The sequence below is a fragment of the Paenibacillus sp. J22P218 genome (assembly GCF_056269195.1).
Genome location: NZ_JBWDNL010000007.1, coordinates 336160 through 355430, shown reverse-complemented (window position 1 = coordinate 355430; position 19271 = coordinate 336160). Strand labels below are relative to the sequence as shown.

The 19271-nt window shown below is 44.9% G+C and carries 7 protein-coding genes; all 7 read left to right on the top strand.

What is annotated here, in order from left to right; translation table 11 throughout:
• Positions 1-50: 50 nt before the first annotated feature.
• The 7 genes from AC0YN0_RS27280 to AC0YN0_RS27250 all read left to right on the top strand — a co-directional run bounded on the left by AC0YN0_RS27280 (position 51) and on the right by AC0YN0_RS27250 (position 19120).
• On the top strand, positions 51-1679 hold the full coding sequence (locus tag AC0YN0_RS27280; protein WP_475824107.1) for an ATP-dependent nuclease: 1629 nt from the start codon (positions 51-53) through the stop codon (positions 1677-1679).
• Entirely contained in the window at positions 1666-2895 is a 1230-nt protein-coding gene (locus AC0YN0_RS27275; RefSeq protein WP_475824106.1) for a UvrD-helicase domain-containing protein, read from the top strand. The genes AC0YN0_RS27280 and AC0YN0_RS27275 overlap by 14 nt, the downstream gene beginning before the upstream one ends.
• Positions 2892-6974, top strand: coding sequence for an NACHT domain-containing protein (locus AC0YN0_RS27270; protein ID WP_475824105.1), 4083 nt, complete (start codon positions 2892-2894; stop codon positions 6972-6974). Before AC0YN0_RS27275 ends, AC0YN0_RS27270 begins: the two co-directional genes overlap by 4 nt.
• Entirely contained in the window at positions 6971-7138 is a 168-nt protein-coding gene (locus AC0YN0_RS27265; RefSeq protein ID WP_475824104.1) for a hypothetical protein, read from the top strand. Before AC0YN0_RS27270 ends, AC0YN0_RS27265 begins: the two co-directional genes overlap by 4 nt.
• An 883-nt stretch (positions 7139-8021) precedes the next feature.
• The gene (locus AC0YN0_RS27260; protein ID WP_475824103.1) at positions 8022-12371 is read left to right on the top strand and encodes an S-layer homology domain-containing protein; all 4350 of its coding nucleotides are present in this window, start codon (positions 8022-8024) and stop codon (positions 12369-12371) included.
• A 611-nt stretch (positions 12372-12982) separates the two neighbouring features.
• Positions 12983-16429, top strand: a complete 3447-nt coding sequence (locus AC0YN0_RS27255; RefSeq protein WP_475824102.1) for an InlB B-repeat-containing protein — start codon at positions 12983-12985, stop codon at positions 16427-16429.
• 141 nt (positions 16430-16570) lie between these two features.
• Complete coding sequence (locus AC0YN0_RS27250; protein WP_475824101.1) at positions 16571-19120, top strand: winged helix-turn-helix domain-containing protein; 2550 nt, start codon at positions 16571-16573, stop codon at positions 19118-19120.
• Positions 19121-19271 lie beyond the last annotated feature (151 nt).

Genomic DNA, 19271 nt, shown 5'->3' with positions numbered 1-19271 from the left:
TATCTTTCATTTTTTTAGTAATTATACAAACATCCTTAAGGAGAATGACTGTGAAAATTAATAAACTTAATATCCGAAATTATAGAATGTTTAAAAATGCGATAATAACGCTGAATGACGAATGCAATATTTTTGTTGGAGATAATGATTCGGGTAAAAGCACATTACTTGAAAATATTCAAGTTCTACTTACCGGTAAAATTAATAATTTGTCTTTTGAACGTCAACTTAAGGTTTCATTCTTTAATTTTGAAACTCGTTCTGAATTTAGAGCAGCTATCTCAAATCCATCAAAAGCGATTGAAGAATTACCTTCTATAATTGTTGAAGCCTATTTTCAAAATAACGGAAATAACACACAATACAAGGGGACAAATAACGAATTGGGTGAAGATTGTCCGGGTATTCGCATGACTGTAGAGTTTAACTCGGAATATGCGCCAGCCTTTCGGGCAATGGTACAGAACGAGGAAATTTATGATATTCCTGTTGAATTTTATAAATTAAGTTGGAGAGATTTTGGTGATAATCCGATCATTTTTAGAACGCTTCCGCTAAAGGTTTCGCTAATTGATACTACACAAAAAGATTACGATTCAGCAGTGAATAGATTTATAAATTCACGTATTACAAACAATTTATTTGATGATGAAAAAATACAATTAGCCAGAGCATACAGGAAAATGAAACACGAATTCAATAACAATCCGAATGTATTAGCCCTAAATGAAAGGTTGGCGGAGGAAGAAAAGCTTGATGAAAGAACAATCAAGTTTGGGATGCGCGAAGGAGCGATTGAATCATGGATGAATGAAGTCGCAATTGATGTTGAGGATATTCCTTTTGAGGACATGGGGTTCGGTACGCAGAACTTAATTAAAATGGAATTGGTCTTCAAACAAGATAGCGAAAAATCTAACATTGTACTGTTTGAAGAGCCAGAAAACAATTTGGCTTTTGGGAATATGTCACGATTAATTTCGAAAATAAGTCAGGATAACAATAAGCAGGTCTTTATATCAACCCATAGTAGTTTTGTAGCAAACAAACTAGGATTAAATAATATTATTCTTCTCTATAAAGGGAACATAAGTCAATTGAAAGATATAGGCCCCAACACCATGAATTTCTTTAAAAAATTGCCGGGCTATGGGACAATTCGGTTTTTACTAGCGGATAAGGTGATTTTAGTTGAAGGCCCGACTGACGAATTAGTTGTTCAACGTGCTTATAAGGATATACATGGAAAGTTACCGATTGAAGATGGTGTGGATGTTATTACAGTCGACTCCCTAGCATTTAAAAGGTATTGTGATCTGGCTATTTTGGTAAGGAAGCCATTACGAATTATTACGGACAATGATGGTAATGTTAAGCAGAACATCACTGATAAATATAATGATTATATCGAAAAGTATGGTGATCTAATAGAGATCTATTATGAAACTAACGAAGCGCTACATACACTAGAGCCTAGTATTTTGGCCGTTAATTCAGTTCAGTTAGATATCTTTAATAAGTTTAGGAAAGTTATTTCTAAGGGCAATTCGATGGTAGGTAAAACAGAGGGAGAAGTTGAATCTTTCATGATTAACAATAAAGCAGAATGGGGATTGAGGGTATTTGACTCGGAAGAAAGTATCGAGTACCCCTCGTATATAAAACATGCAATACGATAATACACTAGTTCTTGCTTGTGCTGGCTCAGGTAAAACATATGGAATGTGCAGCGATTCCAAGTCTTTAGCTGAAGAGACTACTAAAAAAGTTTTGATGTTGTCTTACACACATAAAGGTATTTATTCAATAAAGAAAGAATACGCGAAGCAGAATTATGGTGTTCTCGATAGCAATGTTGTCGTAAGTACTTGGTTTCAATTCATTCTAAAAGAGCTAATCAAACCGTATCAGAGTAGCTATACTAAAAAAATAAGTCTGATACAATCAATGGATTTCTCCAATATGTATGGTGTTGATTATTCAAAAAAGAATACAACATCTTATTTTCTGAATAGGAATAGTGATGTTAAAGCCAATCGTGCCTCTGAGTTTGCATTATTATTAAACAAATTATCTGATGGAGCTGTATTAAAGAGGCTTGAGGACACTTATGCAGGTATCTATATTGATGAGCTACAGGATTTAGTCGGAAAAGATATAGAACTCCTCGAATTATTATTCCTTTCATCTATAAAGGTTTATTGTGTTGGTGACTATAAACAAGCGACTTTAAAGACTCATAATCCGAGATCAGATAGGAATAAAGGTGGTATGAACGTATTTAGTTATCTTGAGGCTTGCAGAGAATCACATCGTATAAATATCATAAAAAATAATACCTCAAGAAGATTTGTTCCTGACATAGCGCATTTTGCAAATTTGGTTTACCCAAAAGATCCGGTTGTAGGAGTATTGGAAGCTGTTGAACCTGCAATAGGGGTTTTTCAGATCCTTCAATCTGATGTTCCTACTTATATTGAGCACTTTAATCCAAGTATCCTGAAGTACGATGTTAAAACACCAACACTAGGATATTCATCTTTAAACTTCGGGGTGAGCAAAGGGATGACTTTGGAACGTGTTTTGATATTTCCCAATAAACCACTTAAAGAATTTCTACTAAATCCAAGTATAGGATTTAAAGCACCTGATAAATATTATGTTGGTATCACTCGAGCAAAATATAGTTTAGTTATTGTGGTTGCGCAGTTGGTATCAAACAAGTATTTTAATGAATCAAGCATGAATATTGGTAGTGGTGAGATAAAGGTCCTCAAATTTCAAAATATTATTCACTCAATTGAATTTATTGATAAACGAGATGGCCTTCTTAGTGATGTAGCCGCTATACCAAATAGTAATAAAAAATACATGAATATTGGAGGTATATCATGAAAATACAAAAATCTCTTTCAGACGTAGTAGAGATGTTGAAGGATAGTGGTCATGAGGATATTAGTGAGACTATAAATAAGTATGCAGGATTCTTCGTAACCGCGGGGACCATAGCCGCTATACTGATTGCACCTACACCATTAACTATGATTGCTCATTTAGCAACCGGTGCTACACTAACTGCTTTTAAACCGGGAAACTTTTTTAAGTTACTACATGATAAGTTTAATTATTCGCGTAAGGGAAGGGAACTGACAGCCAGGCAGAGAGATGAGAAATTGGGGCTAGTTAACGTTCTTGTAATTAATCTTGCTGCTAGGGATGCTTGTGTGGAGGAGTTTTTTCCCTATCTAGAAAAGCTACTTACAGAATTTGAGCCTGAGACGGATCATAAGGAAAAGTTAGAAGAGTTAAAAGGGCAGTACCGCGAATCTCCAGAATCGTCTCTAAGTATTCCAAATTTCAGAGACTTGGCTGAAATGCACACGTATGTGAGTAATTTATTTTTGTCTATTCAGGATACCGTTTCAGAATTTATAAATGAATGTGATAAAGAACAATTAGGCATCAAAATTCAAAGTTGTATTGATAAGACTAATGTAATATATAATGCTTATATCATTAACCTTATAGCGGAATTTCCAGAATTCTCACTATGGATTGATATAAAAAGACAAGAGCAGTTAATGAAGTATCTAGCTAAAATAGTAGATGAAGCTGTTGGTGAAGTAGAAAAGCAGTTTCAGCCGCTAATCAATCAAATAGCAGATTTGCAAAACGACATTTATATGAGCGATGTAGGTCTTAAGAAGTTTATTAAGAACGAGATATCTATGAGTCGGCATGAAACTATTCTTGTTAGTGCAGCAAATACGGATAGATTAAAAGATATCAGTATGCATCACAGAGGGCTGCGTGATTATTTGAATAAGCCTATACTTGACAGTGAAGAAGTAGAAGAGATTAATTTCTCGACTAATGAGAATATGTATATTCCGCAGAGTTATAAACTGATAAGTTACTCGTCAGAAAGAATCGGGAATGATTTTCTAGTACCTGAATTCTGGAATAGATCAGATAATGGGGTTATAAGTGGAGAAGATGTTGGAGGACAATTATTAAAATCCTTAGTAGATCCTAATAATGCAAGTAAGCCTATTCTTGTTTTAGGCAATCCGGGAGCGGGAAAGTCAATGTTTAGTCAGATCTTTGCTGCAAGATTATGTGATAGTCATGACTTTGTTCCATTTTTCGTGAAATTAAGAGACGTGGCTAGCAGCAATAGTCACGTAAAGGATCATATTAACCAAGGACTGAGCTTATCGTTATTGGGAAGAGCTGAAGTTGATTGGTTTTCATGGGTGCAGGAATGCAAAAATAGGATACCTGTAATTATACTAGATGGTTTTGATGAACTGTTACAAGCCTCTCCTACGATGCTGAATGGATATTTAAGTTCGATTCGTGATCTCCAACGAGAAGCATATGTACACGATATTTCACTCAGGGTAGTAATCACAAGTCGGTTGTCTATTATGAAAGATATTACTATTCCAAGAGATACAACAATTATTAAACTAGAAAATTTTGATGATAGGAGAAGAGAGCAGTGGATCAAGGGATGGAATAGGCTTCAGACAAAGGTTGGGTTTCAATCATTTCGATTACCTGAAAATATACAAATTAAAGAGTTATCTAAAGAGCCTTTGCTATTATTGCTACTTGCTATTTATGATTTTGAACATGCAGATCTTCAGATTGATGCTGAAAGATATGATTTTGATCAATCAAAATTATATGATAAACTGTTTCGAAAATTCACATTGAGACAGTTAGGAAAGGATAGCAACTTTATTAATCTCGGCGAAAAAGAAAAAGAAAAAGCAGTTTTGCAGTACCGATTAAGATTAGGGCTTGTTTCATTAATGATGTTTTTAAGGGATAGCACTAGTCACAATGATATGAATTTAACTAATGAAATTGATCAATTTGAATTGAACGATGATAATATTGATGGGCAGAAAATTTTTAGTGGATTCTTTTTTATACACGAGAACAAGGCCACCAAAGAAAGTGGCGAGCAATTATTCAATTTTGAATTTTTGCATAAGACATTCGGAGAGTTTTTAGCTGCAGATTTCTTGCTGCATATAGCTAATAACAGAATTGAAAGAAGGTTTCGGAAACTAAGTAGGGAAGGGACATTTAGATTCTGTTTAGGATATAATTGGCTACATAAACATCCTAAAATTGTTTCATTTTTATTTGAACATTGCAGTAATGTCATTGGAGAGAATAGTAAGGCTATTATTTCAATGATATATTCAGAACTGGACTTAACAATAAACAGCAAGAATCAAATGACGTTTCCAGTAAATGAAATTAATGTCGGCTTAGATCCTATGCCTGTATTAGAACATTTATCCATATACTCTCAAAATTTAATACTTTTTCTTGTTGCTATCAGTAATGGGGATCGGATCAATTTTGATCTCGGAGAATCGAGCACTGGTATTAACTCCAAATTATATCTGCAAGAAATGGGAGCTAGCCAAATATCACAAGGGGATTTTCCTGTAAGTGAGAATGCACGAATATGGAGAACAATGGTTGAACTGTGGAACATGTCAGGTAATAATATTTCGGTGGCAAAGCTCCTTGAATGGATCGACATAGACTATAATGACAACGAGGTATATATTGTTAAGAAAAGAAGTGAAGTCAAACACTTCTTCAGGGATTATTCTCGACTGGCAGGAAATAATTTTAATCTGATATTGAGTCTGCATCAATATGAAGAAATTAATTTTAATGAATTGGAACTTATTGTTCAAAAGGAACCATACTTGTGTCAATGGGCCTTAGAGGTAGTAAATCATAGGTTTCAGGAATTGAGACGTCAACTAGGTAGCATGGAGTTAATAGAAGTGATATTTAAGACGTTTGACGAAAACATCCATCAGCTAATTCAAAGCAGTTTGTTTGCTAAAATGATCGGTAGTATTGAGTGGCATCACCGTATTGAAGAAATACTTAATTTGCGTCAAGTTGCATACTCTTTAACATTCTATCTGGATGCAACAGTATTGAAAAATCTACTTGAAAACTACCCGAAACTACATGTGCATTTTTACGAACAACTAGTAGAAATGTATTATCAAAATCGTTATAGCCATTACTCAGAGTTATTGTCAATTGCTGTACTTTTAAGCGATCATTTTGTTACACAAAAGAACTTTTTTATAAAATTTGTAGATTCAGTTCTTCAAAAGGTAGATTTATTGAATACGGCATCAATACAAGAAGTTCTTAATTATTTAAATTTAGCCTCTCGATATCGAAGAGAGACTCCGACTCATTATTTAGAGTCAGTAATAGATAAGACTATTTTTGAAAATAAGTTTAGTACAAATAGTGTACTGAGGTTGTTTGAGTATGCGCTTCAGTTGAAGTTAAAACATTCATCGGATAGACTTGCTTCAAAATTATTTGATGAATTTCTATACGGTTATTCCGGAAATGGTCGAAGGTGGGGGACGCATAGTGAACTTCGCTTTATCGAACTGATTACACATTTCGATCCGAGTCCTGGATTAGTAGAGCATATTGTAGAGAAGTTGTCAGGAAATATAAACCAAAGAAATAATGTGAGTTTTCAAGTATTACAATTAAAGGCTTTGGAAAAACTCATTGTGGTTTCCAATCCAAGTTGGACAGAGGATTTGGTATATAGAGTGGTTGTAGATATTATTTCGAATAGAAAACCAAGTCATCGGATCACAATGGCTTTATTAGATCTTATCTTTATTCACTGTCGAGTTTTACAGATACACGAATTATTAGTTAGAAATATTTCCGAGTATATGTTGGTTAACAAACATGGGCTGACAGAGAGAGTTCGTTTTGTTGAACTGATGGATAGCTATGGACCATGTGCGATTGATATTGAGTCATATCTGCAAGAATTAATAAATCAATCCCAAAATCAAAGGATGGATAGACTTTCATTAAGCATGGAAAGCCATAATACCCTTCGTATGTTGCACAGACGTTACATCGGAAGAGGGGGAGGCTTATGAAAACTTTTATAAAATTTTTTGCTCTTCTTGTTTTTGTAGTAGCTATAATTTACTGTGCTTATCAAATAGGCTATGATAAGGGTCAAAAATCAGCCAATAAAACTTCAGGGAGCAATCCTATGGAAGAGGAAGCGATGCACTTGGAGGAGTCCAATGCAAAATAAAAGTTGACTATTGGGGAGTCAGTACACACATAACTCATGAAATTATTAATGAATGGTTTCCAAGATTCTTATTATGGTAATTTTTAGTGGTACCAGACATTTTGCTTTTCGGGTTTATCATGTACCGTGGCAAACCCAATAAAATCAACAAAATTGGTACCAGACATTTTTATCACCTGACATCACCTTTGATTCATTACAATAAAGTATTGCTCTGAACAATAAAGTTATGTTCTTGATGGGAGAGTTACAATAAAGTATTGTTTTGATCTCCAACAAGAATTATTGAACAACTAGAAAATACCCGATGATGCTTTACTAGATCATCGGGTATTTTTATGAAGGAGCTACTAAATGTCGGGCACTATAGGTTAGCGTGTAAAAAGGATCCGTAAACTAAACCAGATGACTCAAGTTGATTTCTCTATTAATCGACAGGGATAAGTTATTCTTGTGTTAAAAGAAAATATAATGACCGAGCAGAATGTGGCCTGACCTTTAGAGTTCCTCTAGAGCAAAATTAGTTAGAAATGTGATTGTAGCGGGTCCTTTGGGGCTTGTGGGAGACAAGTTAGTTTGAAATGTAATTATAGAACGCCTACGTTACCTACCCCTTTTCCTTGTTGACCTACCCGTCTGGGTAGGTCATTTTTTGTATTTCAACCATTATACTTAATTTAGCTTTGCCTTACGGAGAGCGAGTATTTAGATCTTTTTAAATTTGGCTTTTTCAAACATCTAATTGCTGCTAATCAAGAAGCCTCTGAGTCAATACATACGTTTAGGCACAAAATGTCGGAGAGAGTTTAGAGGTAGGGTAGTCGAGTATGGTTATTATTTTTTTCAGAATAGAAATGGGATTACAAGGAGGAACAAGATATTTATGAAGCATTTGAAACGCAGATCGCTGATTTATCTGTTAATAGTAAGTATGATGCTGACGTTGATAGCTGGCCCTGGAACGGCTGAGGCAGCAGCCTCTAATTGGATTATGGTGGATGGCGGCGGGGCTACTGGCCTGAATGTGAACACTTCGAGTCATGCATCGCAAGCTATGCGTACGGCCGTACACCATAATACTCTTTATGCAGCCTGGATTGAAAGGGCATCGGCAGTTAATCAGGTTCGAGTAAAAAGCTTTAATGGAACAACATGGAGAAGCGTAGACGGAGGCGGTGCGACCGGTCTGAATATAAATCCAGCAGATCGAGCGCTTAACCCTTCCTTAATTGTATATGAGGATATTTTATACTTGCTTTGGGAGGAAACTGGTAAGATTCGAGTGAAAAAATACGATGGAACCAGTTGGATCAGCGTGGATGAAGGCGGCTTGAATGGAAGCGCATCGGCAACATCGTCTGCTCCACGCATGGCCGTCATGAACAACATCCTTTACGTAGCTTGGCATGAGAAGGTAGACGACGGAGTTAATCAGATTCGAGTAATGAGCTTTGACGGTACCAATTGGACCAGTGTCGATGGCGGAGGCTCTACAGGTTTGAACGCAGATCCTTTGAATTCTGCAAACTATCCGACGATGGCCGTATTCAACAACGCTTTATACGTTTCTTGGTATGAATATGGTCCTTGGGCTGCACATGTGAGAGTAAAGAAATATGATGGCTCCAGTTGGATTAGTGTCGATGGTGGAGGAAGCGACGGTATAAACGTAAATCCTTCTTACAACGCATTAGCGCCCGAATTAATCGAATTTGATGATGCCCTGTATGCAACATGGTATGAGAGTAGTCAGATTAGAGTCAAGAAGTATGATGGAGCAAGCTGGACGAGTGTCGATGGCGGGGGTTCAACTGGCTTGAATGTAAATACTAACAGGGAAGCATCTTTTCCTAAACCGATGGTGTTCAATAATGATTTATACGTTACTTGGCTTGAAGATAATGGCACTACCAGAGCTCAAATTCGGGTAAAAAAGTATGATACAACAAGTTGGTCATCTGTAGATGATGGAGGTTCAAATGGTATTAATGCCGGTACCGTCGATACAGCTTGGGAACCTTCCATGCAACAATTCAATGGTGGTTTATATGCTTTCTGGGCTGAAGCCAATGGTTATTCCGGTCAGGTTAGGGCAGCCAGGATGTTGATTAACGCTGATTTTCCGACCATCAGTACACAGCCGGCGAATCAGGCGGTAAATGTGGGAGGAACGGCGACGCTTAGAGTGACGGCATACACCATCGACGGCGGAACGTTAACCTACCAGTGGTACAGCAATACTAGCAACAGCACCTCCGGTGGTACGCCTGTGACTGGAGCGATCAGCGCAAGCTATAACGCGCCGACTGCCACTGAAGGGATTTTGTACTATTACGTTGAGGTGACGAATACAAATTCGCGAGCTGTGGGAACAAAATCGGCGAGCGTTACGAGCAATGTTGTTTCGGTGACAGCGAACGCGCTCGTGAACGCGGCTGCGCCAAGCATTGAGACGCAGCCAGCGGATGCGACGGTGGAAGTTGGAGGAACGGCTACGCTTAGCGTATCGGCGAGCGTGAGCGATGGAGGCGTATTGAGCTACCAGTGGTATAGCAACGATAGCAACAGCACGAGCGGAGGCACGTTCGTGAATGGAGCGAGAAGCGCTAGCTATAATGTACCGACGGCAACGGCCGGCACGAAGTATTATTTCGTCGTAGTGACGAACACGAATGCGAGCGTGAGCGGAACGAAGACGGCTAGCGTGATAAGCGGAGTAGCTCAAGTGACGGTGAATACGCTCGTTAACGCAGAGGCGCCAAGCATTGGGACGCAGCCGACGGATGCGACGGTGAACGTTGGAGGAACAGCAACGCTTAGCGTAGCGGCGAGCGTGAGCGATGGAGGTGTGCTGAGCTATCAGTGGTACAGCAACGGTAGCAACAGCACGAGCGGAGGCACGTTGGTGAACGGTGCGACAAGCGCTAGCTACAACGCACCGGCGGCAACAGCTGGCACGAGGTATTATTACGTCGTAGTGACGAACACGAATGCGAGCGTGAACGGAACGAATACGGCGAGCGTAACAAGCAATGTCGTTTCCGTCACCGCAACCGAGGTTCTTACCTACGAAATAGAAGCGATAGATCATCAGACTGCATCTGCTTTGACGCAAGGGTATGGACCCGGTACTCAGCAAACGTTGGTGATCTCCGTTACGAATACCGGTACGGGACATTTAACAGGCTTATCCGTAGCGAAGGGGGGAGCAGACGCCGAAGCTTTTGAAATCTCGCAGCCGGCCTCCACCTTAAATAGCGGTGCGCCGTCTACCAGCTTTACAGTCAAAGTCAAGGATGGTCTCACAGCCGGGAGTTATACCACAACGGTTACCGTATCCGCTGCCCTTATGAGCGATCGTACCTTTACCGTTACGCAGAACATTACCCTGCCTGGCGTGCCTGCAAGCCCGACTTCGCTACAAGCTATAGCCGGAGATCGAAGCGTTGCCTTGCAATGGGAGGCGGTAGAGCATGCCGATGCATATGAGATCTATGTAGCGACGGCTTCGGGCGATTTCAGCGATTCCGTCGCTACGGTGAGGGATACGAACTACGAAGTGACAGGGTTAACCAATGGAGTTTCCTATTATTTTGCGGTCAAGGCTAGCAATTCGGGAGGCTCAAGCCCCTTCTCGGAAGAAACCAGTGCGATGCCTGCAACGGTGCCATTAGCTCCGACGAACGTGCGAGCGAGCGCGGGCGACACGATAGCCACCGTTCGTTGCGATGCTCCGGCTGACCATGGGGGGAGCGCCATTCTTCGGTATGAGGTGGTGGCTAGCCCGGGAGGAATTACGGTAGTCGGAACGACAACGCAAATGAAAGTCACAGGGCTGACCAACGGGACGGACTACACGTTTACGGTTCGGGCAATCAACAGCGTCGGACCTGGTGCTGTATCTGATGCATCTCATTCCGTTAGACCGAGGGCGAGCGTCACAACGTCACCGCCGCAGACTTCGCCCCCAACGATGGAATGGGTGAAGTTTTTGGTGAACGGGCAGCAGGTAGAACAGCTTGGTCCTGTCATCGTAACGACCCTAGCGGGGCGAAAGGTCATCACGGCCGAGCTGGATTCCGCTAAGCTAACGGCCAGGTTAGGGCAAGAAAAGCCGGGTGCTGTCCTGTCCATTGTCGCGGCTAATGGCTCCGACACGGTAAACATCAAGCTAAACGGCCAACTGCTTCACAACCTGGAGCAGAAAGCGACGACCTTGGTCATTCAGACGGAGAAGATGGTTTTCACGCTGCCTGCCCAATCAATCTATAGCGACGCGATCGTCGCGGATCGTTTGGGTAGCCAAATCCTGCTGCAAGACGTAAAGGTATGGCTCTCCGTCGGCCATGCTACGAGTGAAACATCCAAGCGCTTGCAGGATGCAGCAGAGCGGTTAGATGCTGAGATCGTCTCGCCAGCTATCACGTTTGCCATCAAGGTGGAGTATGGCGATAAGACGGAGGACGAGGTCCGGTATTCGAAGTATCCAGATAGGCTGCTTGCGATTGCACCGGAGGTGGATGTGAATCGGATCACGACAGCAGTCGCTCTTGAACCGAATGGAACGATTCGTCATGTTCCGAGCAGAATCGTGAAGGTCGACGGCAAACGCTATGTGAAAATCAGCGACCTGTCGAATGGCACCTATGCCGTTATTCATCATTCGCAACGCTTCACCGACGTGGAGAAGCATTGGTCCAAACCAGCCGTAAACGACCTGGGGTCGCGTCTGATTCTGAGTGCTCCGGTAAACGGATTCTTCCATCCCAATCGCGACATAACCCGAGCCGAGTTTGCGGGAATCCTCGTGCGGAGCCTTGGACTGAGCAGGGTGAAGGGGCCTATGCGTTTTGTGGACGTGAAGGAGGAGGAGTGGTATAGCGGCGCCGTGCAAACGGCCTATGCGTATGGCTTAATTTCAGGATTCGGCGACGACACGTTCCGACCGAACGATAACATAACGCGCGAACAGGCGTTTATCATGCTTGCCAAAGCCATGATGCTGATTCATACGGATAAAAGCCAGCAGACGGTTAATCCCTCTGCTCCGCTACACCGTTTTGTAGATTCGGATAGCCTATCGGAATGGGCGAGAAGCGGTGCGGCGATGGTAGTGGAGGCTGGTCTGGTACCGGGCCGCGGAGGAAACACGCTATCGCCGAAAGCGTATATCACCCGGGCGGAAGTAGCTATGATTGTATGGAAGCTTTTACAGCAAGCCAAACTTATCTAATGTAATGTGTGATTAATTTTTTTTAGAGATCGGTAATAGCTGAACAATACTTAGTTTCTTTCAACCAAGTGCAGTGCTGCGGAGCTCGTCCAACTTCTATGGAACTGGAACGAATTGCAATGGCCTCTTATCATCAACAGCTCGCCTGTTAAATGAAGGCGTGGCCTTCGGCGCTCATAAAGGATGACCGAAACACCAAGAGGACGCTAAGCCCTGGATCTCATCCGGCTTGGCGTTTTTTATTGACTTGAACGAGGAGACCTCTAGACTCAGGGGTCTCATTTCTTTTTTAAAACCAAGGGGCTGCCGAATCTGTAAACATGAATTTAACTACCCGATTTAGCCCTTAGAACTACCCTCTCGGGTAGGTCAATTCAGCCCTGCTATCTTTTATAGTAAAGAGTATGGCTTGTACAGCTCGAGAGTGAAAAATGGACTCTATCTACACAACGATAAGAGGAGAGTAGAAACTAATGATTAGGCGTGGTATTTCATTGTTTACGGTTTTGATAATAGTAATGGGGTTATTTCCCTCTTACTCTTCTGCAGGAAGCGGGGTCACGAGTCTCACCACTTTAACTTTGTCTAGCGGCAAGGCTGTGGAGGACCTCATGGACACTTGGAAATTTTATGCGGACGTTGCGAACGACGTGAGCGAGATAACGGTTACGCCGACGGCGGCAGACGCTGATTCCAAGATTGAGGTAAACGGCGTAGAAGTAGCTAGCGGCAGTCCGTCGGGAGCTATTGCCCTGAATGTTGGAGTTAACACGATAGAGATTCTGGTGACACCGGCCCCCCCTCTACAATCGTATAAGAAAATTACCACTTTAACGGTAACTCGAGCGGGTGGGCCGGGTAGCAACACCATATTGAATTTTCTAGGCCTATTTCTGGAAAGCGAAATACCGGGGGATTTACCCGTCGGCTTCGGGTTCAATAAGAGCTTGCCATTCTATGATTTTATAGATTTCATCGGCCAGAACAAGGTTCTGATCGATCCCCAACCCGAGGATAGCGGGGCGACCGTCACGGTAAACGGAATCGAAGCGACAAGAGGCGTCAAAGTACCCGTTGGCTTATTAATGGGAGATAACACGATAACGGTCGTCGTGACGGCTAGAGACGGGACGACAACCCGGACCTATACGTTGCATATTAATCGCCTCCCGGGCGCGGACACTTCGCTTATCGAACTGGCGCTGAACAACGGCATACCCGTTGTCGATCCGGGCGATAACAAGAAATACTCCATCGACTTTGCCTACGGCGCGCAGAGCACTAGAGTATATGCTGTGGCTAAAATGGATTATGCAACGATTACCGTAAACGGAAAAAGCGTGGTGAACGGCGGGTTATCCGAGGCGATTCCCTTGGAGGTCGGGAGCAATACGATTGCGGTCGTGGTGACGTCGGAGGATGGAATGGCTACGGCCAACTACACCCTGACGGTAACGCGGGCAGCCGCGCCGGCGGGCTACAAGGTAAACTTCGTCGAGAATTATGGCGGTCCGGTCGAGGACCTGAATGAAGTTACTCCGGGATCGAAGATTGCCAGGCCGGAGCCAACCGCGGATGGTTATCTCTTCGAGGGTTGGTATAAGGAATGGAATTTTATTACCTTATGGGATTTTGATACGGATACGGTAAATGCGAATACGACGCTGTACGGGAAGTGGACGCCGACGTATACGATGTTGTTCGACTCGCAAGGGGGAAGTTCGGTTGAGAGCGCGCCCGGCCTTCTCTCCGGAGCGACCGTCCCGAAGCCATCCGATCCGACGAAAGCCGGCTACGCATTCTCGGGTTGGTATGCGGATGAAAATTTCTCGTCGGCATGGAACTTCGCGACGGATACGGTAATCTTGGATATGTGGAGCGTGTATAGGACTCTGTATGCGAAGTGGACGGCAGTTCCGGTGGCGACGTACACGGTGACGTTCGATTCGAAGGAAGGCAGCGCGGTAGCGAGTGCTGCCGGTATCCTCTCCGGCGCGACCGTCACGAAGCCGACGGACCCGACGAGAGCAGGCTACACGTTCTCGGGCTGGTATAAGGATGAGGGTTACGCCTCGGCCTGGAACTTCACGACGGATACGGTAAGCGCGAATACGACGTTGTATGCGAAGTGGACGGCAGTTCCGGTGTCGACGTACACGGTGACGTTCGATTCGAAGGAAGGCAGCGCGGTAGCGAGTGCGATAGGCTTAAGTGCTGGAGCGACGGTCACGAAGCCAACCGACCCGACGAGAGCGGGCTACACATTCTCGGGCTGGTATAAGGATGAGGGCTACGCTTTGGCCTGGAACTTCTCCACGGATACGGTAAGTGCGAATACGACTTTGTATGCGATGTGGACGGCGATTCCGATCGCGACGTACACGGTGACGTTTGACTCGAAGGAAGGCAGCGCGGTAGCGAGTGCGATAGGCTTAAGTGCTGGAGCGACGGTCACGAAGCCAACCGACCCGACGAGAGCGGGCTACACGTTCTCGGGCTGGTATAAGGATGAGGGTTACGCCTCGGCCTGGAACTTCACGACGGATACGATAAACGCGAATACGACATTGTATGCGAAGTGGGCGGCGATTCCGGTCGAGACGTACACGGTGACGTTCGACTCGAAGGAAGGCAGCGCGGTAGCGAACGAGACAGGTATCCTCTCCGGAGCGACTGTGACGAAGCCAACCGACCCGACGAGAGCAGGTTACACGTTCTCGGGCTGGTATCGCGAAGATAACTACGCAACAGAGTGGAACTTCACGACGGATACGGTAAGCGTGAACACGACTTTGTATGCGAAGTGGACGGCGATTCCGGTGTCGACGTACACGGTAACGTTCGATTCGAAGGAAGGCAGCGGGGTAGCGAGCGTGACCGGTATCCTCTCCGGCGCGACGATCGCGAAGCCAGCCGATCCGACGAGAGCGGGTTACACGTTCTCGGGCTGGTATAAGAATGAGGGCTACTCTTCGGTCTGGAACTTCATGACGGATACGGTAAGCGCGAATACGACTTTGTATGCGAAGTGGACGAAAGTTTCAAGCGGCGGCGTCAGTGGTGGGGGCGTAAGCGTTCCGGATAACAGCCCAGTCATCTCCGACAATGGAGAGTTAACGCTTCCTGTTGGTCGACCGGGAACGGTTAGCTTGAGCGATGACGAGATCACCATCGAGATCCCAGCCGACGCGACGGACGCGAGTTTGCGAGTGACAGTCGAGACCTTGTTGGACACGGATGAATTGTTGAAGAATAACGAAGTGCTGGTAAGCGAAGTCTTCGAAGTGTTGAAGAATGTCCCTGGTACCTTCAAGAAAAACATTACGTTGAAGCTGGCCTTCGATCCCACGAAGCTAGGCGACGGCGAGCGTGCTTCCATCTTCTATTTTGATGAAGAGAAGAAAGAATGGGTGGAGGTTGGCGGCGTCGTAAGCGGCGGCTTCATTACCGCAGAGGTCAATCACTTCACGAAATTCGCCGTGTTAGCTGTGGGAGATACGGCGAAGCCGGTAATCGAATTCGTCGACATCGCCGGTCACTGGGCGGAGAAAGCGATTCGCCAAGGAGCTAGCCAAGGGATCACGACTGGTTATCCGGACGGAACGTTCAAGCCGAATCACACGGTTACGCGAGCTCAATTCGCCGTGATGCTAATGACTGTGATTAAGCCTGCAGGAGCAACGGAGGAATTGGCCTTCGAGGATGCATCGCAAATTCCTGCATGGGCTAAGAATGCCGTGGCGGAGGCTAAACAAGCTGGCATCATCACCGGTTATGACGATGGTACCTTCCGTCCGAACGCTGAGATTACGCGAGCCGAGATGGCGGCGATGATCGTTAAGGTGCTAGATCTGACAGTCGAAGCGAATGCCGCGACCGGCTTCGCGGATAACAGCGAGATTCCGGCGTGGGCGAAGGGGGCGGTTGCCGCTCTCAAGGAGACCGGTCTGATGCAAGGAAGGGGAGACAATCGGTTCGATTCCGAAGCCAAAACAAGCCGAGCGGAAGCGGTGACGGTTCTCCTGCGAATGCTAGAGAAGCAGAAAACAAAAGAATAAAGCCGATTGACGAGAGACCCCTGTGCCCTATAGCACAGGGGTTTTGCAATTGTCACAAAATTGACAAAGGGAATTGTCCAATTAAATCGAATATAATCGATTATATGGAATTTTTAATTTAAGCGTTCGGAGGCTTAGAATATGATTCGCAGTACCAAATATCTCATTCCCCCAGCGCGCAGATCTTTGGTGACTAGGCCGCAACTGACGCGCAAGCTTGAGGAAGGCATGGAGACCAAGCTGACTTTGCTATCGGCCCAAGCGGGCTACGGTAAAACGACAGCTTTAAGCGAATGGGCGAGGCAATGCCGGGCTTCGGTTGCCTGGGTCTCCCTGGATAAATACGATAACGATTGGGGCGCATTCTGGAGCTGCGTCTTAGCTTCCATACGAGAAAGACTGCCGATGTTCGGGGAATCGATCGAATTCCTGCTTGAGCAAGAGTCTGCGGCTTCTATCGATTTCGCCGTATCGGCGTTTCTGAACGAGCTAAGCTCGATTAGCGGCGATTTTGTACTCATTCTGGACGACTACCACGTCATCGAGAATGCGTTCGTTAACGAGTCGATCCGATATATGTTTGAGCATCTGCCTCCGCACTTCCATCTCTATATCGCAAGCCGCACCGAGCTGTCTTTTCCCACGACCAGACTTCTTGCCAAGGGCGAGATCAACGTTATTCGAATAGAAGACATGCGATTCGAGTTGGAGGAGGGAGTAGTCTTCTTCCGGGAGATGACGAACTTATCGCTATCGATAAAGCAAATCTCTACGTTGTTTGAGCAGACGGAAGGTTGGGTAAGCGGGCTTCAGCTTGCGGCTATCACGCTCAAACGAAGCGGCAATATCGCCGATACGATTCGCCAGTTCAGCGGCCGGCAGCGCCAAATCTCCGATTATCTATTGGAAGAAGTGTTCGGGCAGCTGTCGGATTCCTTGCAGGAATTCCTGCTGGCTACCTCCGTTCTGAGCCGCATGAACGGGGAGCTGTGCGCGGCGGTGACAGGACAAGCCGACAGCCAGGTCCAGCTGGAGCGGTTGGAGCAGCTAAATTTGTTCATCATTCCGCTGGATGAGCAGCGCGAATGGTTCCGCTATCATCATCTGTTGTCCGAGTTCTTGCAGCAGCTGTGCGCTAGGGACTACCCGGAACTGTGGAGACTTTCCCACCATCGGGCTGCAGCCTGGCATGAGAACGAGGGGCTCTATGAAGAAGCGGTGGAGCATTATATTAGGACGGAACAGGCAGAGGATGCCGTTCAGATTATCGACCGTATCATGCCGGAGCTCTTGCAATCGAGGAGCCACGTGGTTCGAAGATGGATTAATGCCTTGCCGGAGAGCAGCTTTGAACACAAGCCGATGTTCCAGCTGTACCGCATCTCGCAGTTCCTGCTGGATCGGGATTGGGAGCAAGGACTGCGTAAGGCCGAGCAAGCGGAGAGACGGTTCGAAGCCATGAAGGCGTCCATCTCTGAGCCGGAATGGAAGCAAGTGATGGGCAATCTCTATTACTTAAATGCACTCTTCTTCCGAATGCAGCAGAATATGCCGCGAGCCCTCCATTATTTTGAGCTGTTGGAGCATTATTTGCCAGAAGGGAGCAGCCTCCAGAAAGCCTCGACCAAACGGTATCTAGGTCACGAGGGATTCGGGGATCCGCTCTCGCTGACCGTCGATCTGCACGAGATGGAACAATTCCAGCTTAAGCTGATCACGATGTGGGGGAAGAAGCCGAACTATCCCTTTGTCGGCTATGCGTATCTATCCTATAGTTCGCTTATGCACGAGTGGAATCGGTTGGACGAGGCGGAGTCGTACATTGGACAAGCGCTCAGCCGGAAGGATCTTCGTGCCAACGTATGGACTTGGATTCATCTGGGCCTGGTGTCATCAAGGCTCAAGCATGCTCTCGGAAGAGAGGAGGAAGCAATCGAATGGCTTACCCATCTCGGTTCGAGCGTCGAATCGCCGGATCAGCCTATTATTTGGAAAAGAATCAAGGCGGAACAAGCCAGGCTGTATCTGCTTCAAGGGCAACGCCAGAAGGCATGCGATTGGCTCGAACAGAGTGGATTGTCCCATTCGGACGAGGTTTCGGCCCGGTATTTCGAAGAGTATCTAGTAATGGTCAGGGTGATTGCGGGGAATGGACGGATCGAGGATGCGCTGCAATTGTTCGAGAAGCTGGAGCGCCTTGCGGACGAGGAAAATCGTCTGAGAGAACGGATCAGGCTGAAGATCTTGCATAGCATGGTGCTTCGGCAATCCGAGGCCCCCCAAGCAGCCCTTGCGCCGTTGGTTATTGCCTTGAGGCTCTCGGAACCGTTGGGCTACATCCGCAGCTACCTTGATGAAGGCCCTCAGATGGTCGAGATGCTGGCCGAGCTTCTGAATCAGCAGCAAAAGACAGCATTAACATTGTTGCCCTCGAACTATATCCGTCTACTTCTCGACGCTGTGAGCAGCAATCCGTCTCCTAAATCTTTGTCTAACGAGGCTCTGACCGAGAAGGAAGAGAAGGTGTTTCAATTGCTTGCGGAGGGATTCATCTATAAGGAGATTGCCGATCAATTGAATGTCACTCAAGATACGGTGAAGTTCCATTTGAAGAACATTTATCGCAAGTTAAGGGTAAATAACCGGGCTGAGGCAATCATGCGAGCCAAGGAATATAGGAAACGAGTTTGAGCGATTGCTGTGAGAAATCCAGTATAATATCATGACTCCAAATGGGCTACCTTCGGGCAGCCTGTTTTTATTTAAGGGTATTTTTTCTTCTTGTCGAAACGCAAGCAGACTCATTCGTTAAATAGGGCGTAACTCCCTTTGAAACTTTTGT